This is a genomic window from Bradyrhizobium sp. 61 (genome assembly GCF_023073075.1).
Taxonomy (GTDB): domain Bacteria; phylum Pseudomonadota; class Alphaproteobacteria; order Rhizobiales; family Xanthobacteraceae; genus Bradyrhizobium; species Bradyrhizobium barranii.
In genome coordinates this window covers 123,690-142,310 of the sequence record NZ_JADPIU010000011.1, presented here as the reverse complement: position 1 = coordinate 142,310, position 18,621 = coordinate 123,690, and the positions used below count along the sequence as shown (strand labels likewise).

17 protein-coding genes are annotated in these 18,621 nt (G+C 61.3%); 12 read left to right on the top strand and 5 right to left on the bottom strand.

Annotation, left to right across the window (positions count from 1 at the left end):
- Window positions 1-10 precede the first annotated feature (10 nt).
- A complete protein-coding gene (locus IVB46_RS05575; protein WP_247342250.1) occupies window positions 11-1,618 on the bottom strand; it encodes an ABC transporter substrate-binding protein in 1,608 nt (535 codons plus the stop codon).
- Between the two features lie 146 nt (window positions 1,619-1,764).
- Window positions 1,765-2,802: an aldo/keto reductase gene (locus tag IVB46_RS05570; protein ID WP_247302941.1), complete on the bottom strand. Its 1,038-nt coding sequence runs from the start codon at window positions 2,800-2,802 to the stop codon at window positions 1,765-1,767.
- Window positions 2,803-2,957: 155 nt separating this feature from the next.
- Between IVB46_RS05570 and IVB46_RS05565 the strand changes: the two genes are divergently transcribed.
- From IVB46_RS05565 to IVB46_RS05520, 11 genes are all read left to right on the top strand, one after another.
- Window positions 2,958-3,803, top strand: a complete 846-nt coding sequence (locus tag IVB46_RS05565; protein WP_247302939.1) for an ABC transporter permease — start codon at window positions 2,958-2,960, stop codon at window positions 3,801-3,803.
- Between the two features lie 50 nt (window positions 3,804-3,853).
- Window positions 3,854-4,852 (top strand): ABC transporter substrate-binding protein, encoded by a 999-nt coding sequence (locus tag IVB46_RS05560; protein ID WP_247342245.1) that lies wholly within the window; start codon window positions 3,854-3,856, stop codon window positions 4,850-4,852.
- The gene (locus IVB46_RS05555; RefSeq protein WP_247342242.1) at window positions 4,849-5,649 is read left to right on the top strand and encodes an ABC transporter ATP-binding protein; all 801 of its coding nucleotides are present in this window, start codon (window positions 4,849-4,851) and stop codon (window positions 5,647-5,649) included. The genes IVB46_RS05560 and IVB46_RS05555 overlap by 4 nt, the downstream gene beginning before the upstream one ends.
- Window positions 5,650-5,665: 16 nt before the next feature.
- Window positions 5,666-6,748, top strand: a complete 1,083-nt coding sequence (locus IVB46_RS05550) for an LLM class flavin-dependent oxidoreductase (protein WP_247342238.1) — start codon at window positions 5,666-5,668, stop codon at window positions 6,746-6,748.
- 22 nt (window positions 6,749-6,770) lie between these two features.
- Entirely contained in the window at window positions 6,771-8,126 is a 1,356-nt protein-coding gene (locus IVB46_RS05545) for an NtaA/DmoA family FMN-dependent monooxygenase (protein ID WP_247302931.1), read from the top strand.
- A gap of 173 nt (window positions 8,127-8,299) precedes the next feature.
- Entirely contained in the window at window positions 8,300-9,166 is an 867-nt protein-coding gene (locus tag IVB46_RS05540; protein WP_247302928.1) for a CmcJ/NvfI family oxidoreductase, read from the top strand.
- A gap of 99 nt (window positions 9,167-9,265) precedes the next feature.
- Window positions 9,266-10,168, top strand: a complete 903-nt coding sequence (locus IVB46_RS05535; RefSeq protein WP_247302926.1) for an ABC transporter substrate-binding protein — start codon at window positions 9,266-9,268, stop codon at window positions 10,166-10,168.
- A gap of 145 nt (window positions 10,169-10,313) precedes the next feature.
- On the top strand, window positions 10,314-11,072 hold the full coding sequence (locus IVB46_RS05530) for an ABC transporter permease subunit (RefSeq protein ID WP_247342235.1): 759 nt from the start codon (window positions 10,314-10,316) through the stop codon (window positions 11,070-11,072).
- Between the two features lie 32 nt (window positions 11,073-11,104).
- Complete coding sequence (locus tag IVB46_RS45060) at window positions 11,105-11,527, top strand: ATP-binding cassette domain-containing protein (protein WP_346016115.1); 423 nt, start codon at window positions 11,105-11,107, stop codon at window positions 11,525-11,527.
- Window positions 11,511-11,822, top strand: coding sequence for a hypothetical protein (locus IVB46_RS45055; protein ID WP_346016114.1), 312 nt, complete (start codon window positions 11,511-11,513; stop codon window positions 11,820-11,822). Before IVB46_RS45060 ends, IVB46_RS45055 begins: the two co-directional genes overlap by 17 nt.
- Window positions 11,823-12,487: 665 nt before the next feature.
- On the top strand, window positions 12,488-13,867 hold the full coding sequence (locus tag IVB46_RS05520; RefSeq protein ID WP_247302922.1) for an LLM class flavin-dependent oxidoreductase: 1,380 nt from the start codon (window positions 12,488-12,490) through the stop codon (window positions 13,865-13,867).
- Between the two features lie 71 nt (window positions 13,868-13,938).
- Here IVB46_RS05520 and IVB46_RS05515 read toward each other — a convergent pair whose 3' ends face one another.
- The gene (locus tag IVB46_RS05515) at window positions 13,939-14,889 is read right to left on the bottom strand and encodes an aliphatic sulfonate ABC transporter substrate-binding protein (protein WP_247342230.1); all 951 of its coding nucleotides are present in this window, start codon (window positions 14,887-14,889) and stop codon (window positions 13,939-13,941) included.
- A gap of 268 nt (window positions 14,890-15,157) precedes the next feature.
- Between IVB46_RS05515 and IVB46_RS05510 the strand changes: the two genes are divergently transcribed.
- Window positions 15,158-16,039 (top strand): alpha/beta hydrolase, encoded by an 882-nt coding sequence (locus IVB46_RS05510; protein WP_247302919.1) that lies wholly within the window; start codon window positions 15,158-15,160, stop codon window positions 16,037-16,039.
- Window positions 16,040-16,059: 20 nt separating this feature from the next.
- Here the strand turns inward: IVB46_RS05510 and IVB46_RS05505 are convergent, their stop codons facing one another.
- Window positions 16,060-17,670, bottom strand: coding sequence for an ABC transporter substrate-binding protein (locus tag IVB46_RS05505; protein WP_247302917.1), 1,611 nt, complete (start codon window positions 17,668-17,670; stop codon window positions 16,060-16,062).
- 206 nt (window positions 17,671-17,876) lie between these two features.
- Window positions 17,877-18,503, bottom strand: coding sequence for a nitroreductase family protein (locus IVB46_RS05500; protein WP_247302916.1), 627 nt, complete (start codon window positions 18,501-18,503; stop codon window positions 17,877-17,879).
- Between the last annotated feature and the right edge of the window lie 118 nt (window positions 18,504-18,621).

Genomic DNA, 18,621 nt, shown 5'->3' with positions numbered 1-18,621 from the left:
ATCTGCCGATCTATTTCACGAAATGGACGTCGGCGAGGTTGCCGCTGACGCCATCGGCACCGACGGTGTGACCGTCGATGTTACGGCTATAGACCGTGAATTCGCCGGAGCTCAGCACGCCGAAATCCGGCAGGTCTTCGGCAAGTATCCGCTGGAAGGCCGCGAACTCGTCATAACGCTTCTTCGGATCGGCTTCCGTTGACGCAACCTCGAGCAGGCGATCGACCTCCGGATTTGAATAATGCGATCCGTTCGAGAAGGGGACGCCCGGTTTGAAGTTCTTCGACCAGTACAGTCGCTGGATGCCAACCGTGGGATCGAACAGATTGCTCATGCCGTTGAAGGTGAAATCGAAATCGCGATCGGTATAGACGCGTTTGGTGTAGGTCGGAAAATCCTGGGTTCGCACCGTGACCTCGACACCGATCTTGGCCAGCGCCTGCTTGATGTAGTCGGCCCCGCGCCTGTAGAGGTCGCCGGAAGGAACGTAGTCATGCGTCAGACGGAAGCGGATGCCATCGGCGCCACGCGCATAGCCGGCCTCGTCAAGCAGCTTTTCCGCCGCCTTGAGGTCGAAAGGGTAGCTCTTGAGATCGTCGACATAGAATTTCGTCAGCGACGCGCTGACCGGACCAACAATGATCTTGCCATAGCCATAGTTGACGACATCACGGATCACCTTGCGATCGATCGCATGCGCGAACGCGCGGCGGACTCGGACATCCCTGAAGATCGGGCGATCGAGATTGAATTCAACGCGAGAGATCGTGTTGGTATATTGATAGCCGTTGGTTTCGAATGCGAGGGCGGGAAGGGCTTTCAGCCGCTCGGCATCGCTGAGCGGTATCGGCGAGTTGGGCGCAAGCTGGATTTCGCCGGTCTCGATCGCGGTCACGCGCGCAATGGCGTCCGGAATGATGCGGACGATCAGTCGATCGATATAGGGCTTGCCCGCATCCCAATAGGCTGGGTTCTTTTCATAAAGGATATGGCTGCCGCGCACCCATTCCTTGAAGACGAACGGTCCGGTGCCGATCGGCGCGTTGTTCGCAGGATTTGCGTCGACCGGGCCGGCATTTTCGTAAATGTGCTTTGGTACGATCGGCGTCTCCGCCGCGGCAAATGCGCTGAGCAGATAGGGCGCCGGCTTGGCGAGAACGAGCACGACTGTGTGCGGATCGGGTGTGCGGATCTCCGAGACGTTGGCGAAGGTCGAGCGTCCGCGCGGATGCATCGATTTCAGCGCATTGATCGAGAAGGCCACGTCGGCTGACGTGAAATCCTTGCCATCGTGCCATTTCACGCCTGGGCGCAGCTTGAAGACGTAGGAGAGGCCATCCTCGGCAACGTCCCAGCCGACCGCGAGTTGGGGCTTCGGGGTCAGGTCGAAGCCGTAGGTCAGCAGGCCCTCTTGCACCTTGGCCGCCACGATGACCGTGTTGTAAGCGGTGTGCGCGACTGCCGATATCGTCGGCGGCTCGGCGGCCAGCAGAAGCGAGAGCGTGCCGCCCCGGCGCGGTTCGGCTGCGTATCCCGGGTTGGTGCCGGCAGCCGCCGCGAGAGCGCCGGCCCAGCTCAGAATCTGCCGGCGGCTGGGCTTCAGCGGGGAGGGGGACATTGGTTCTGCTCCAGAAGTTGGGCGCCAGTTGGCAGCTCAGTCGAGCGGTTGTCGAGTGCCGCTGCCAAATAGCGATAAGTTCGCCAATCGGGATGCATGGACGCTATTTCTGTTTTGGATACGCAGCGAGTTTTAGGATGCAATCGTCAATATCTGTGAGGCACGGGACAGCGAAACAGATATTTGAGATCCGTGGCCGCGGTCTGACCTGATTGGAGCTTCTCATTTCGGTCGTGCTGGACCTGTTGCGGGCGATAGGCCTCTTCGAGCGCGTCCAGCTCCTGGTCTGTGAGCTGGATGTCGAGCGCGGCCACGGCATCGTCGACGTGATGGAGCTTGGTCGCGCCTAAGATGGGAGCCGTCACGGCAGGGTTGTGCAGCAACCAGGCCAGCGCGACCTGGGCAGGCTTGCATCCGCGAGCCTTCGCCACGGCGAACACCTGGTCGATCACGGAGTCATCCTCCGGCCGCGAGAAGTCCTTCACGACCCGCGACCTTTCGGTGTTGTCGCGTCGGCTGCCCGCGAGCAGTCCCCTCGCAAGAGGGCTGTAAGGAATGATTCCGACGCCTTGGTCGAGACAGAGAGGAATCATCTCTCGCTCCTCTTCGCGATAGAGAAGATTGTACTTGTTTTGCATCGTGACGAATTTCGCCAACCCGTTGGTCTGGGCAATCGATTGCAGCTTTGCAAACTGGAAAGCGTGCATGCTCGATGCGCCGATGTGGAGCGCCTTGCCGGCGCGGACCACTGCATCGAGCCCCTCAAGTATCTCCTCGAAGGGCGTAAGCGGATCGAGGCGATGGATCTGATAGAGATCGATATAGTCGGTGCCGAGGCGGCGCAAGCTGTCGTCGATGGCATGCCGAATGTGTTTCCGCGACAATCCCTTCTGATTGGCGTTGGCTCCCGTTGCGAAGAAGACCTTGGTGGCGATGACGACCTGTTCGCGCCCCCCGGCGAAACGCTTTATCGCCCGGCCCAGGATTTCCTCACTGAGGCCGGATGAATAGGAGTCGGCAGTATCGAAGAAGGTGAAGCCGGCTTCGAAGGCGCGACGATAGTGGTCCTGCCCTTCCTCTTCACTCAGCGCCCATGGCATCCAGTCCTTCGATCCATAGCTCGAACATCCGAAGGCGATTCGTGACACCTGAATTCCGGTGCTTGCGAGTGTCCCGTATTTCATCTGCAAATTCCTTCACTGTCGCTGGGGCTGTTCCGAGATTCGTCATCACGCGTTGGATCAAACTATGGAATATCTTGTCTGCCGAATTGGTCTAGTTTGCTTTCGTTGCAAGCACACATTCGCGCGCGTGATCTCCGCCCGTTGCGTATCAAGGCATGGCTATGTCGGTCGAGTCGATTCAAACTGTCGTTGATGTTCAGACTGCGCGGAAGGACAGCCGCAAGATTGCGGCCTCTCTTGCTGCCAAGCTTCCCTGGATTCCCATCGTCCAGATCCTGGTCGTCGCCGCGATTCTGCTGGGCCTGCAAATCGCGGTCGATAGTGGCGCAGTAAAACGAATCTACCTTGCGTCGCCGACGCAGATCGTTGCTGCTTTTCCTCAGCTCTTCACCAGAGAGAATTTACTGTTTCACCTGTCGGTGACACTGGCTGAAGCTGGTGTTGGCGTAGGGCTCAGCGCAGTCCTCGGCATCGCGACCGGGATCGCAATGGGTCTCTTTCCGAAGGTGCATCAGTTTCTCAATCCCTTCCTGGTCTGGTTCATGGCAGTTCCGAAGGTCACCATTATTCCTCTTCTGACTCTTTATTTAGGGCTCGGCTTCGAACACAAGGTCTTCATCATTTTTCTGTTTTGCTACTTTCTCTTCGTTTTCAATACGATCGCCGGTATCAAGCAGGTCCAGGAAAATCACATCAAGGTCGCGCGGACGCTCGGGGCGAGCCGGCGCCAGATCATTTGGAAGGTCGTGCTGCCGTCGGCCACACCGTCGATCATGGCGGCCGTGCGTATCGAGGCGGCGACTTGTCTGCTCGCGACGCTGTTTGCTGAGATCGTCGCCTCCAAGGCAGGCGTTGGAAATCTCCTCAACAAGCTCTCGGGCATCTACGACACGGCCGGTGTCTTCGCCCTCGTCATTCTCGTCACGTCGATCGCATTGTTGATCATCTATCTGGTCGACCTGCTGGAGAGGCGCATCCTGCTCAGGTGGAAATACGTCTGACCGATCCCGGTCCCGTTTCTTTCCGCCACCATCCACACCAAGGAATGATCATGTTCTCTACAAGCCTTCCGGCTCGTCTTTTCGGTGTTGCAACACTCACTCTCGGTCTCACCGTATCCGCCGGCGCGCAGGACAAGAAGACTCTCAAGCTGCAGGATACGACGAGCTATACGCAGCAGCCCATCGTCTTCGGCGTGGAGAAGGGCTTCTTCGCAGAGGAGGGCCTGAACGTCGAATTTATCAGCACGCAGGACCCCGTCACCGCCACTTCGCGCGGCGATGTCACCTTCGCCTTCGGGCCAACCAGCGTCTATCTGCGTGCCGCCGCCTTGGGGGCGCCCATCAAGATTGTCTCGGCCGCCTTCCGCTCGAAGGGCCCTTATTTCCTGATTGCCCGGAAGGGTATCAACTCCTTTGCCGATCTGAAGGGGAAGACGATCGGCGTCGGACCGGACACAAGCGGCAATCTCGCGTCGGTCGCCCGCTATCTGCTGAAGGCCGAAGGTATCGATCCCGGCCGAGACGTGACGCTGTTTGCTGCGGGCGCGACGGAGAAGGCGTATGGCGCGCTTGAGACCAAGCAGGTCGATGCGACCATCATCCATCAGCCCTTCGCGGCTCTCGGTGAAATCGAGGGCGTGTCGAGCACGCTTGCCCGCGCATGGGACTATCTTCCGACTTATCACACGGGCGTTCTGATCGCGGGCGATGCCGTGATCGCCAAGGACCCTGACCTGCTTCGGCGCGGCCTGCGGGCCTATTTCAAGTCCTATACTTATGCCAAGGCGCATTACGACGAATACCTCCCCTGGCTGCAGGCCCGACTGAAGATCAATCCGGAGGCGGTGAAACGTGCCATCTATCAGGAAGACGATGTTTGGGACGCCAATCCGGCGGTCGATCCTAAGGCGATCCACGACACGCAGCAGCTTGAGATCGATGTCGGAAACCAGAAGGAGTTTTACGACGCCGCCAAATACATCGATACTCGCTACATTCCCCAGGAGTATGTGAAGCCGTTCGTCTATCCCGTGCGCAAGGCGCAGTGAGGCAGAGCAAGCACGAGCGCAAAGATATGCCTGCCTTCACAATCAGCTCTCTCGACAAGGTCTATCCGGGCGCGCCGCCGGTGCGCGCGCTCAGCAACATCAGCTTCTCGGTCGAAGAAGGCGAGTTCGTGGTCTTGCTTGGCGCCAGTGGTTGCGGCAAGAGCACGCTCCTGGAGATCCTGGCCGGATTGCAGCAGCCAAGTGGCGGCTCGGCCCTTTTTCACGACAAGCCGATTGCTGGTCCGGGCGGCGAGCTGGGTGTGGTCTTCCAAGATGCCTCGCTCTACCCGTGGCGCACAGTTGCAGCTAATGTCGGACTGGGACTCGAACTGCGCGGATTGGACAAGGCGCAGGCCCGGCGGTTGGTCGACGAACATCTGTCCCTGGTTGGTCTCGACGGCTTCGGCGACAAGTTCCCCCACCAGATTTCCGGCGGCATGAAGCAACGCGCGGGTATCGCACGCGCGCTTGTCGGTGATCCCGATGTTCTCCTGATGGATGAGCCCTTCGGCGCTGTGGACTACGTGACCCGCAACAAGCTTCAGGAAGATCTGATCCGCATCTGGCAGCAGCGCCGGAAGACGATCGTCTTTGTGACGCATGACGTCGGCGAAGCTGTGTTTCTGGCCGATCGTATCGTGCTCCTGTCACCGCGACCGGGACGGGTCGCCGAGATCGTAGCACTCGATCTGCCGCGCCCGCGCCGGCGAGGCGACATCGAACTCCTGCAACGCGAAGCTCGAATCTATGACGCGCTCCGCGCGCTGGAGCCGGGCCCGACAGCAACCGTGGCCTGACAGACCGGAGACCATGATGGCCAAACCGATCCACCTCGGCTTTCTCTACGCGCCCCAATCCGGGCACCAGACGCACGACGAAAGCTTCGACCCCTCGAATCCTCGTCATCTGACGACTCTGGCCCAAGACCTGGAAGGTGCCGGCTTTACGTTCCTCCTGATCGACGACAGCGTCGGCCATGCGGCGCCTGCGCGCAGCGAAGCATTCACGACAGCGTCGTTTCTCGCGACCAGGACGCGCCACATCGGTTTGATCGCCGCGGCGAACACGAGCTATGTCGAGCCATACAATGTCACGAGGCTCGCCGCTTCGCTCGACCACGTCACGCATGGGCGTGCGGGCTGGCTGGTTTCAACCGGTGCGGTCGATCCCGCCGGCCCCAATTATGGGCAGGGCGGTGCCGCACCGGACGCTCACTACGAGCGGGCCGATGAAATCCTCGGAATCGCGCGCAGGCTCTGGGACAGCTGGGAAGATGATGCCTTCGTTCGCGACAAGCACAGCGGCGTGTTCGTCGACGGGGCGAAGATCCATCCCATCGATCACGTGGGTCCGTCTTTCAGGGTCAACGGGCCGTTAAACGTCGCGCGTCCTCCTCAGGGGCAGGTCATCGTGGCACATCGTGTCGTTGACAAGCGGTCGGCAGTCTTCGCTGGCCGACATGCCGATATCGTCATCCTGGGAGCTGAGACGGCGAGCAACATCGTGTCCTTGCGCGATGATGTGCTGAGTTCGGCAAAGACCGCGCAACGCGATCGGCAGCAATTGCTCCTTTTTGCCGAGATCGTTCCCTTCATTAGAGGGGATCGTGCGGCAGAAACACCGAAAGCGCCTGTGGCAAATTACGTCACCGGTACTCCGCAGGAGATCGTCGATCAGATCGAGGCGCTGGCCAATGCTGCGGCTTTGGATGGCCTGGTGTTGGCCCCTCGCGTGCTGCGCAGTGGCTTGGATGCCCTTTCCCGGGACGTCGTCCCGGAGTTGGCGCGGCGGCAGCGGCTGGTAGCCGGCGAGGGACCGGCCACCCTGCGCGAGCGGCTTGGTCTGGCCCGGCCGCGCAATATCTTCGAACGGCCGGCACGACGCCCGGCAGCCTGAACCATCCCGCGAGCGTATCATCATGTCCAAGCGAGAACTCCATTTCGGTCTGATGTTTTGGGCGGGTGGTACGCACCCCAGCGGCTGGCGCTATCCCTCGTCCCACGCCGGGGCCGCCTTCGACATCGAGTTCCTGCAGCACGTGACGCAGCTCGTGGAAGCTGCCAAATTCGACTTTCTCTTTCTTGGTGATCGGCTGGCGAGCGATCCAGGCTTGCAGACCACCAATCCGTCCCAGATGTCGCGTCTCGAGCCTTTCGTGTCGGGCGCGAGCCTGGCGGCGGCAACCAGCCATATCGGCATCGTCGTCACGGCAAACCCGACCTACTACGATCCCTATAATCTCGCTCGCATGTTTGCTTCGCTCGATCATCTAAGCGAAGGCCGCGCGTCCTGGAATCTGGTGACGGGCGCGGACGCGATTGCGGCCGGCAATTTTTCGCGCGAGGCTCATTGGGATACCGAGAGGCGCTACGACTGGGCGGATGAATTCGTCACTGTGGTGCGGGGACTCTGGGATAGCGATGCGATTACGCCGCTGCACCACAAGGGGCGCTATTTCGACGTCGCGGGACCACTCAACATCAGGCGTCCACCTCAGGGCCATCCCATCATCCTGCATGCTGGCACGTCAGACCGTTCGCGCGAACTCGGTGCGCGCGATGCCGATGTCATTTTTGCCGGTCAGGCGACGATCGAGAGCGCAAAGGCCTACTATGCCGATGTCAAATCCAGAGCCGCCAAATACGGCAGGAAGGATGCCGATATCCCTATTCTGCCGGGACTGACCCCGGTCGTTGCCGAAACGACGGCGAAGGCTGTTGAGATATACGACCATCTCAATTCCTTTATCGCGCTGGATCCGGAGGGCGATGGTGGCGAGGCAAGTCGCTACGGTTCTCTGGGCAGGATGGGAAAGCGCCGCAACCTTACGGCTGTGTCGGCCTTAATCGGCGTCGACATTGCCGGTCAGGACAGGGATGCTCCTGTCGATCCACTGGTGCTGGCAGAGGCCAATGAAGAAGGCCAACGATTGTTCGCACATGTCACGCGTCTTACCCGGCGTGACGTGAAGGGCGCCAGGCGCCTGACCTATCGTGACCTCATCATCGGTCACATCAGCATCGGAGCCACCGTCGTCGGCGACCCCATCGAAGTCGCCGACCATATCCAGCTCTGGTTCGATGAACGGGCCGCCGACGGCTTCAACATTTTCCCGCCTTACGTACCTGAATCCGTCGAGGCGTTTACCGGTCTTGTAGTTCCAGAGCTGCAGCGGCGCGGGCTTTATCGGACCGAGTATTCCGGTTCGACCTTTCGGGATCATTTGGGCTTGGCCAAGCCGGCTTCAGTGCTGTCGAATACGTCCAGCGCTTGACCCTGGATCGCCGTCCCTCACGCGCAATGATCGAGGAACGGTCGCTGGCGGAGGAGAAGCAGATTTCCCCGCATGTTTCATTTTTGGAGGATCAGATACGCGAACGCGGAGTCTTTGGTGGATGCTGTCCTGACGCTGGTAAGGCGCTGAGCTAACATGACGGTACAAACGAGATGATGGTGCCATTCATCCGCGTGTACGCGGAGCAGGAGCAAACCATGACCACACAGACAGCTGTCGAGCCCCGCAATCTGACCGCAACACTTCATTATCTCAAGCGCGGACCGGAGAAGCCGACGTTCTATCGTGTCGATCCGCCGCCCGGCGTCCCGCAATGGAACGGCATCGATGACGAGCGCGAAGTGCAGATCGAGGACGCGCGCGGCCGCGAGGCTGAGTTCACGCTTGATCGCAACGGGTTTGCCCTGGTGAAGGCGCCGACGGCAGTCGCCAATTTCTATGATGATGAAGAAATCAAGCGCACTTACTATCCCGAGGTCGAGCGACTGCTGCGCGATGTGGTCGGCGCCAACCGGGTGTTCGTCTTCGATCACAACGTCCGCAATGCCGGGCGCGCAGGGCTCGCGCCGCCGTCGCGGCAGGTCCACAACGACCATACGCTGAATTCCGCCCCGCGCCGGGTCCGTGATCATTTGGGTGCCCAGGCGGACGAGCTGTTGAAGCATCGCTTCGGCATCGTGAATGTGTGGCGCCCCGTCCGCGGCCCGGTTCTGGACTCGCCACTCGCCCTTTGCGATGCGCGATCGTTTACGGACGACGATCTGATCGCGAGCGATCTCGTCTATGCTCACGTCCGGGGCGAAACCTCGCGAGTGGAATACCGGCCCGCGCATCGCTGGCACTACTTCTCGGAGATGCAGACGGACGAAGCTCTCCTGATCCGAATTCATGATAGCGCCAACGACGGACGCGCGCGGCTGTCATTTCATACCTCGTTCGAGAATCCACTCGCCCTGGGCGCTCCCCCACGGGAGAGCATCGAGGTGCGGGCGCTAGTATTCTTTCCCGCCGGGGGATGAATTGAAGATGCTCTGGAAACAAGGCGCAGCCTCATGATGAATCTCGTTTCTCGCCGTCTCTTCCTCGTTGGCACCGGGCTTGGGATTGCGACGGCCAACGTGCCGGCTCTGGCGGCGTCCGATCTTTCGGGCGTCACGTTGAGGGTGGGCGATCAGGTTGGCCAGCAGCAAAGCAAGCTGCGCGCGGCGGGGCTGCTAGACGACGTCCCCTACAAGATCGATTGGTCGGTCTATCCCGCGGCCGTGAACCTGCACGAGGCTCTCAAAGCGGACGCGATAGATATCGGGGCTGCAAACGATTCACCGACCGTGACCGCAGTTGCCAACGGTTCGAAGGTCCAAGTGGTCGCCGCCTGGGACAATGGCGGCTTGGGTACCTCCCTGTTGGTGCCTCGGAACAGTCAAGTCCAGGCGATCGCGGATCTTCGCGGCAAGACGATCTCGCCGACGACGCGCGGCAGCGTTGCCCACCACCTGGTGGTCGGCGCTCTGCGCCAGGCCGGCGTGGGTCTCGATGAGGTCAAGCTCGCGTTCCTGAATCCTGTCGATGCGGCGGCCGCGTTCCAGAGCGGCGCGATCGACAGCTGGGCGACCTGGGGCCTCTATGTCGCTCGTGCGCGCGGTCAGCTCGGTGCGCGCATCCTGTCCGACGGGGTAGGAATCAACAGCGGCCTGTTCGTATTCTCCGCGACGCTCACCGCTTTGGCCGACTCCCGGAAGCGCCTCGCCATGGCCGATTTCTTCAACCGGATCGAGCGTGGCTATGTGTGGTCCCGGGATCAGCGGGCGAAGGATATCGAATGGCTGAAGGCCTTCACCAAGCAGGATGATGCGATCGCCGAGGCGCTCTATTTCGAGGATTCAAGCTATCGCCGCATCGCGATCGATGATGCGTTTGCGGATCGTCTTCGGAAGACGTTCGACACGTGGACCTCGATTGGGGTCCTGAATGGCGATATCGATTTCCGCTCGCGTATTGTGCGCGACATACCGATTGGCTAAGGCCGGCGCGATGTCCCTGCTCGATCCCGTGGTGGAAACACCCCATCTCCCCGGTGAAACGAAACGGCTGCCAGCCGGGAATAAATCTGACACGCCGTCTCCGCGACTTGTCAGCATCAGGCCGAGGCAACTTACGAGACACGGTTTGCCGCGGCCGCTACGCCGCGTCATCGGCCCGCTTGCTGTACTTCTCACCTGGCAGCTCGCGTCTGTTAGCGGGCTGTTGCCGCAAGATGTTCTGGCGGGCCCCGCAGTGGTTATCGCGAGCGCGTCCAAGCTGCTGGCAACAGGTGAATTGCAGCAAGCGATCCTGATTTCGCTTGGCCGTGCGGCTGCTGGACTTGCGATCGGCGGCTCCGTCGCGGTGATCCTTGCGATCCTGTCGGGGCTGTTCCGGCTCGGTGAGGACCTTATCGATTCCACCATGCAGATGCTGCGTACGATGCCGATCGTCGCGCTCATCCCGCTGTTGATCATCTGGTTCGGCATCGGCGAGAAGCCCAAGATCGCGCTGATCGCGCTTGCAACCGCATTCCCACTCTATCTCAACGTCTATGCGGGCATCCGGAACGTCGATCAGAAGCTGATCGAGGTGGGCCAGACGTTGGGGCTTAGCCGCACCGCTTTGGTGTGGAACGTGGTGCTCCCGGGGGCACTCCCGAATGCGCTGATCGGCCTGCGCTATTCGTTGGGGGTGGCCTGGCTGGCGCTGGTCTTCGGCGAGCAGATCAACGCCAGCGCCGGGATCGGATATCTGATGAACACCGGGCGGGAGCTGTTCCAGACCGATGTCATCGTCGTCTGTCTCGTCGTCTATGGGCTGCTCGGGCTGATCGTCGACGCCTTCGTTCGCTTTCTCGAAAGGGTCCTGCTGTCATGGCGGCCGTCCTTCACCGGAACCTGAGCGCCGCTGAGCGGGAGACGCCTCGTCCTCCCGTGGTGCGCGTACGCGGATTGACACGCCGCTTCGGCACGCGCGCTGTCATCGACAATCTCGACCTCGATATCGCCGCAGGCGAATTCGTCGCCCTGATCGGCGCAAGTGGATGTGGCAAGTCGACGCTCTTGCGCGTGCTTGCGGATCTCGATGCGGAGATCGAGGGCAAAGTCGCCGTGCCGGCTCGGCGCGCAGTCGCGTTCCAGGAGCCGCGGCTCATTCCATGGAAGTCGGTCTGGAGGAATGTCGTGCTCGGCCTTCCCGGGCTGCCCAATCGCGCGCGGGCAGACGCGGCGCTTGCGGAGGTTGCCCTCGGACATCGTGCGGGAGGTGTGGCCCAAGGTGCTCTCGGGCGGGGAGGCTCAGCGGGCGTCGTTGGCCAGGACGCTCGTGCGCGACCCGGACTTGCTCCTGCTCGATGAGCCCTTCGGAGCGCTCGATGCGTTGACGCGCCTGAATGCGCAGGCGCTCGTTGGCGACCTCTGGCGCCGGCACGGCTATGCCGTGCTGCTGGTGACGCATGACGTCGAGGAAGCACTGTTACTCGCCGATCGGGTGCTCGTGATGGAAGCAGGATGTATCGCCCATGAACTGGTCGTCGACCTGCCGAGACCGCGCGACATCAGTCACGAACGATTCGGCGTATTGCGCCGCCAGCTCTTGACATGGCTTGGCGTCAATCTACGCGATACAGCTGTCCATGATGGCGGCGAATAGCGGCACGAAGCCATAGCTCGGAAAGCGGAGTGCGCGATTCAAGCGTATGGCAGTGCTTATGTCGCGGCAATCAATTTTCCGATTTTGCGGCGGGGTTTGGCATATCGCGCCTGCGACGTGGCCGTCAGAGAACACGCAGCGTGCTATGTTCGCGGACCCATTGACTTCGCCGAATGACAGGGCGGATATTCGTCGCACTGATGTTTCGATGAGTAGGGATCGGCTGCGAGCCATTGGCAGCTCCCAGTGCGACGACGGCGGCAGGATACGCCGCACGGAGCGCACTTTCGGTATCAATCCTCACGATCGGAGACGCCAATCATAGGAATTGGCGGGCACGCAACTATGTCTCTTGCCTTTGCCATTGAGCTTCAATCCCGTTCCGTCGGCTTCGTCGTTCGTGACGGAAAGCGCTATCGGTTTCAATCGGTGCTCCATGACCTTAGCCGCTTGAACGGGCGGTCGTTTCGGTCGCCGCAGGATGCAGAGAAGGCGATCCGACGGCAGTTGCAGCCGAAGAGATCCGAGACCATTGGGTAATCCCGCGCAATGCGCGGAAGCCACTGGGCAAGAGAATCCCGCGGCGCGACAGGCGGGTGCGGATCAAAGCTCTATTCGCCAGCTCGGCCCAACGGCTGAAATTCATCATGACAAGGAGCGCCCAGATGGCCGCGAAGAAGCAAATTCTGCTCAATGCCTTCAACATGAACTGTGTCGGTCATATCAACCATGGGGCCTGGACGCATCCGCGTGACCGTTCGTCCGACTACAATACGCTTGCCTACTGGACGGATCAGGCGAAGCTGCTCGAGCGCGGGCTTTTCGACGGAATATTCATCGCTGATATCATCGGGGTCTACGACGTCTATGGTGCCGGGATCGATGTGACGGCGCGAGAGGCTGTGCAGTTGCCTGTCAACGATCCGATCCTGCTCGTTTCAGCCATGGCGGCGGTCACGACGAACCTCGGCTTCGGCATTACTGTGAACGTGCACAACGAGGCGCCCTATACCCAGGCTCGGCGTTTTTCGACCCTCGATCATCTGACGCGGGGACGCATCGGCTGGAACATCGTCACCGGCTATCTGGAGAGCGCACATCGCGGCAAGGGCGACGGACATCTCCCCGAGCATGACCGCCGCTACGACTATGCCAGCGAATATCTCGAGGTGCTTTACAAGCTTTGGGAGGGAAGCTGGGATGACGATGCTGTCCTCCGCGACCGGGCGGCGCGGGTTTTCACTGATCCCAGCAAGGTCAGGCCGATCTCGCATCATGGCGAGTTTTTCGACGTCGAGGGCTATCATCTGGCGGAGCCGTCGGTACAGCGTACGCCGGTGCTCTACCAGGCTGGCACCTCGCCACGGGGCCGCACTTTCGCTGGCCAGCACGCCGAATGCGTCTTCATCTCCGCTCGCGATAAGCCGACGGCCCGGAATGCGGTCCGTGCGATCCGGGCGGAAGCCGAACGCGCCGGACGCCGGCCCGGCGACATCAAGATCTTTGTCGGCATCGCAGTGGTGCCGGGCCGGACCACGGCCGAGGCCGAGGAAAAACGCGACGAGTATCTGCGCTACGCCAGCCCGGAGGCGGGGCTGGCGCATTTCTCCGCTTCGACCGGCATCGATTTCGCCCGGTACGAGCTCGACGAGCCCATTCCTTACGCGCCCGGGAACGCGATCCAATCGGCAACGGCCGCTGCCGCGCAGAGGGGCCTTACGAAGCGCGATCTCCTGAAAGAACTCGCCCTCGGTGGGCGCCATGCGGCGATTACGGGAGATGGACCGGCGATTGCCGACGAGCTTCAGAATTGGATCGATGAGACGGATATCGACGGCTTCAATCTCAGCCGCATCGTCGTGCCGGAGAGCTATGAGGACTTCATCGATATCGTGGTCCCCGAACTTCAAAGCCGCGGTCTCTACAAGACCGCGTATTCGGATGGCTCTTTGCGCCACAAGCTGTTCGGTCAAGGAGACCGGCTGCCCGCCCGGCATGCGGCTGGAGCCTTCCAGCCCGGCACGCGTCAGAGCGCTGCAGAGTAGGGGAGAGTAGGCGCCATCACACCGCGTGGATGGGCAACGACAGCCGGTCTAACCGACTGATGCGGCCATCGTCATGCGGGCGGCCGCCAGACAATGTCGCGCACCGATATCTGCTTTGGCACCACGCCGAGCCTCGCCAGACGATCGGCTGTCTTCTGCTGCTGAGACAGGATCGCGTCGCTGAGCGGGACCACGTCGAAGCTGGCGCGTGCATTGACCTCTGCAAGGACTTTCGGATTGATCCCCGTCGCCTGCGACAGTGCGGCCGTCACCTCGTCGAGATGGGCCTTCGCCCACGCGCCCGCTTCGGCCGAACCCTCGATGAGATCGCGAATGAGTCCGGGGTTTCCGTTCGCGAACGTGGAATTCGCCAGGAGGAAACTGGCATTGTCGGGGAGAACGTCGCCGCTATAGGCGAGGACCCGTGTCTCCGAACGGGACTGCCCAAGCGCAAAATAGGGATCCCACACGACCCAGGCGTCGATGCTGCCATTCTCGAAGGCGAGGGCGGCGTCGGCGGCTCCTAGGCTGACGGTGGTGATGTCGCCGATCGACAGCCCGTTCTGCTCCAGCGCGGCCGCGACTAGGTTGTGCGAGCTCGAGCCTTTGGCATAACCGACCTTCTTGCCCTTGAGATCAGCGATGGACTGGATCGGCGAGTTGCCCTTGACCAGGATGCCCTCGCTCTTCGGCCCCGATGGCTGCCCGGCGAGGTAGACGATCTGCCCGCCGGATGCCTGCACGAAGATGCAGCCGACGTTTCCGGCATTACCGAAGTTGACATTGCCGATGTCCATGGCCTGGAGCAGGTTGAGCCCCGACGTGAACTCGACCCAGTTGACCGCGATGCCCTTCTTCTCGAAACGCCGTTCGAAGACCTTGAGCTGACGCGCGACCAGCGGGATACCGGTTTTCTGGAAGCCGAGCGTCAGGGTCTCGATCGATCCGCTGCGGGCCGGCCGGCCGCCGACGACAATGCTTGACGCGGTCAGTCCGGAAACGAACAGGCGGCGGCTGATCATGGTCGAGGCCATTCCGTGAAAAGGGTAGCCGAGCCCTCGGCATTTCGGTCATCGCCGCAAGTATGACGAGGCGATCCGCAGAAGACGCCAAGCTGGTGCCCGACGCCATTCCAAAATCTGGCCGCACGGGGCAACAAACCTCTACCGTCGCGACCGATACCGCGCGAATGGAAACGGAGGAAGGCGCTCGGTCGACGACGGTTTCCCTGGCGGACATCGTGAAGATCGACTAACAGGCGTCCTCAGGGGGATCACGGGACAGGTTTCCATGCTCGACGGCTTCCGGCGCCACGATGTCCAGACCGAAGATGCGACGATCGCTTCGTTCATCGGCGGGAGCGGTCCTCCACTGCTTCTGCTTCACGGCTATCCGCAGACCCATTTCGCCTGGCGTCACATCGCTTCCGTTCTGGCGCGCGACTACACCATCGTCGCCACGGACCTGCGAGGATATGGCGACAGCCACGGGCCACAGCAAGTCGACGCATCGGCTTATTCCAAGCGTACGATGGCGCGCGATCAGCTCGCCGTGATGAAACAATTCGGGTTCGATCGCTTTGCCGTCATCGGGCACGACCGCGGTGCGCGAGTTGGGTACCGCATGGCATTGGATCACCCCGAAGCCGTACGCGCCTATGTGTCCCTGACCGTCATTCCGACCAGCGAAGTGTGGGCGCGCGCCGGCAAGGATTTCGCGCTCGGTGCCTATCACTGGCTGTTGTTCGCTCAGCCCTACGACTTGCCGGAACGGCTGTTGAGTGGCGATCCCGATTTTTTCCTGGACTGGACGCTGCAAAGAATGGCCAAGGATGGCGGCGTCTTGTCAGACGACGCCCGTGCTGCCTATCGGGAGGCATTTCGTCGACCCGAGGTGCGGCACGCGATGATGCAGGACTATCGGGCCGGTGCGAGCATAGACCACGAGCATGATCTCGCTGACCGCGCTGCCGGAAGGGTTCTTGATTGCCCGGTGCTTGTGCTGTGGGAAGAGGGCCGGTTCAGCGATACGAATACGCCGCTTCACATCTGGAAGAGTTGGGCCAAGGATGTTGATGGCTGGGCCATTCCCGGCGGTCATCTTCAGCCGGAAGAACAGCCTGAAGCCGTGCTGGATGCTGTCCGTCCGTTCCTCGCGTGCAAGCTTGGGTGATCGAGATCGGGATGCCCTGATCACCCGCTGAGCCAGGCGTCGGAGAAGTCGCCTGCGGTCAGGTCGACGCTGTTGTAGAGATCGTGGACGCGAGCGTTGCTGACGACGGTCGTGTTCAGGGCCACCAGGGGCAACGCCGGCAGGTCGTCGCTGGTGATCTTCTGAATCTGGTGGAATTGATCGGCGCGGCGGGCTTCATCGCGCTCGGTGCTGGCTTGCCGGAACAGCGCATCGACGGCCGGATTGTTGTAATGGGCGGCGTTGACATAGGGCAGCGGGTGCTTGATCCCGTCGGACCAGTAGATGCGTTGCACGCCGACCGTCGGGTCGAACAGCAGGCCGAGCCCGTTCAAATTGAGATCGAAATCCCGATCATTATAGACCCGCTTGATGAAGGTTCCCAAATCGCCGTCGAAGATATCGACGCGGATGCCGGCGCGGCCCAGGGCGGATCGCAGATAGCCGGCGGTCGCCTTGAACGCCGCCCCGGGAATGAAGGTCAGCTTCAGCGCAAACCGGATCCCGCCGCTGCCGCGCTTCAGCCCGGCTTCATCGAGAAGGCGGTTTGCCTCGTCGAGGTTGAAGGGATGGTTGAAGGTGGTCGGATCGAAATAGGCCGGCAGCACCTCGGGAATCGGCGAGCGGATCTCGCTGGCATAGCCATAATAGATCCACTGACGGATGAAATCGCGATCGATTGAACGCGCAATCGCGTGGCGTACGGCGCGCTGACCGAGATACTGGTTGTCGAGACTGAACTCCAGCACCGCGGCATTATTGAGGTAGGCGTCGCGCTGTGACGATACGACGAGTTTTCCGCTCTCTGTCAGTCGTTTCACGTCAGCAAGGGAGATGCTGGCGCTGGTGTCGGCCTCTCCAGTTTCGAGCGCCGTAGAGGCTGCGGCTGGATCGCCGACGAACTTGACGACGACGCGATCCAGATAGGGGCGCTCGGGTCGCCAATAGTTTGGATTGCGGCGCAGGCTGACATGGCTGCCGCGCTTCCACTCGTCGAAAACGAACGGTCCGGTCCCGATCGGTGCGTTGTTGTTAGGACTGCCGTCGAGATTGTCGGGCTGATAGGCGTGGCGCGGAACGATCGGCGATTCCGCAGCCGAAAGCGCTTTGAGGAAGTATGGTGTCGGTTTCGATAGCTTGACCACGGCGGTCAGTGCATCCGGCGTCTCGACACGATCGAGATTGGCAAAGCTGATCCGGCCGCGCGGCCCGACTTTTTGCAGGGCCTGCAGCGAGAACTGGACGTCCGCGGAAGTGAAATCGGTGCCGTCGTGCCATTTGACGCCGGGGCGCAAGGTGAAGGCATATTCAAGCCCGTCCGCGCTCGCGTTCCAGGCCGTCGCCAGCAGGGGGCGCGGCGTGAAGCTGGCGTCGTAAGTCAGCAGGCCCTCGGTGACCTTGGTGCTGATATTGCGGGTCTGCGTGTTGGTGTCGAGCAAGGGAACGAGCGTGCGCGGCTCTCCTTGCGTGATCACGGTCAGCGTTCCGCCGCGCCCCGACTCGGCGCGCGCGGGGGAGCCGGCGAACGGCAGCGCTACTAACCCGGCCCCTGCTTTCAGAACACGTCGGCGATCAATGAGACCGCGAATGTCATCGTTAGTGGTCGTCACCATCTGGCAAACCTTCTGTCATTGCGCGCTGTACTTCGGCAATGCAGAAGGAAGCTATTGCGCAGCGGCACGCCCGGTCAATTTTGTATTTCCTCGCGTCCGGAGATGAAGTTCTGCGGACAGGGGTTGATTGCAGGCAAGATCAACCTCGATGCCTCGACGACCCCGGGCAAGCTCGGCGACAAAGGTCCCGAGCTTGGACAGGCCGGTCATCGCGTGCGCGCGAAATGCTCGGGAAACAGACCGTGCGTGACGAACTCACCGACGGACGAGCGTGGGCTCGGTTGCTCGCGCTGAAGCAGGGCCGGCGCCAGATGCGCCCCGTCGCCCTTGCGGCCGAGCGCGATCGCGATCTCGACATCGAACTCCTGGGGGACGCCGAGGACGGCGCGCGCCTTGTCGACGTCGATGCCGCTCATGCCGTGAGCCGCCAAGCCCCCAATCGCGGCCTGGTTGGCGAAATTTGCCCATGCGGCACCCGCATCGAAGGAATGGGTTCGCGAGAACTGCGCTTCGGTCTTGCCCGGCGGCGTGAATTCCTTCCTGGACAGCAGATAGATCAACGCTGCTGCATGCTGAGCCCATCCGCGATTGAATTCGATCAAGGGAGCAAGAAAGGCATCGAATTCCGTATCGCCTCTCAGGGCATAAAGAAAGCGCCACGGCTGCGAGTTGTAGGCCGAGGGCGCCCATCTGGCGGCCTCGAACAACGTTCGCAGTTCGCCTTGCGATATCTGCTCCTGGGAAAATCCTCTGGGAGACCAGCGATCGATGAAGATGCGCTCGGCGGGGTGGTCAGCGACACGGCTCGTTTGCAGCGATGCTTGGACTGTCACGGTAACTTTCTCGAAACATTTGGAGCATGGGAGACGCCCGCAAATATCACGATCCATGCGACACGCGACACATCAGACTCGCGAAGGAGTCCAATTTGGCAGAATCGCTGCGACTCCG

Excerpts from the sequence above, each read along its gene's own strand:
- IVB46_RS05575 (WP_247342250.1), bottom strand. The coding sequence starts at position 1,618 with ATGTCCCCCTCCCCGCTGAAGCCCAGCCGCCGGCAGATTCTGAGCTGG.
- IVB46_RS05570 (WP_247302941.1), bottom strand. The coding sequence starts at position 2,802 with ATGAAATACGGGACACTCGCAAGCACCGGAATTCAGGTGTCACGAATC.
- IVB46_RS05565 (WP_247302939.1), top strand. The coding sequence starts at position 2,958 with ATGGCTATGTCGGTCGAGTCGATTCAAACTGTCGTTGATGTTCAGACT.
- IVB46_RS05560 (WP_247342245.1), top strand. The coding sequence starts at position 3,854 with ATGTTCTCTACAAGCCTTCCGGCTCGTCTTTTCGGTGTTGCAACACTC.
- IVB46_RS05550 (WP_247342238.1), top strand. The coding sequence starts at position 5,666 with ATGGCCAAACCGATCCACCTCGGCTTTCTCTACGCGCCCCAATCCGGG.
- IVB46_RS05545 (WP_247302931.1), top strand. The coding sequence starts at position 6,771 with ATGTCCAAGCGAGAACTCCATTTCGGTCTGATGTTTTGGGCGGGTGGT.
- IVB46_RS05540 (WP_247302928.1), top strand. The coding sequence starts at position 8,300 with ATGATGGTGCCATTCATCCGCGTGTACGCGGAGCAGGAGCAAACCATG.
- IVB46_RS05520 (WP_247302922.1), top strand. The coding sequence starts at position 12,488 with ATGGCCGCGAAGAAGCAAATTCTGCTCAATGCCTTCAACATGAACTGT.
- IVB46_RS05515 (WP_247342230.1), bottom strand. The coding sequence starts at position 14,889 with ATGATCAGCCGCCGCCTGTTCGTTTCCGGACTGACCGCGTCAAGCATT.
- IVB46_RS05510 (WP_247302919.1), top strand. The coding sequence starts at position 15,158 with ATGCTCGACGGCTTCCGGCGCCACGATGTCCAGACCGAAGATGCGACG.
- IVB46_RS05505 (WP_247302917.1), bottom strand. The coding sequence starts at position 17,670 with ATGGTGACGACCACTAACGATGACATTCGCGGTCTCATTGATCGCCGA.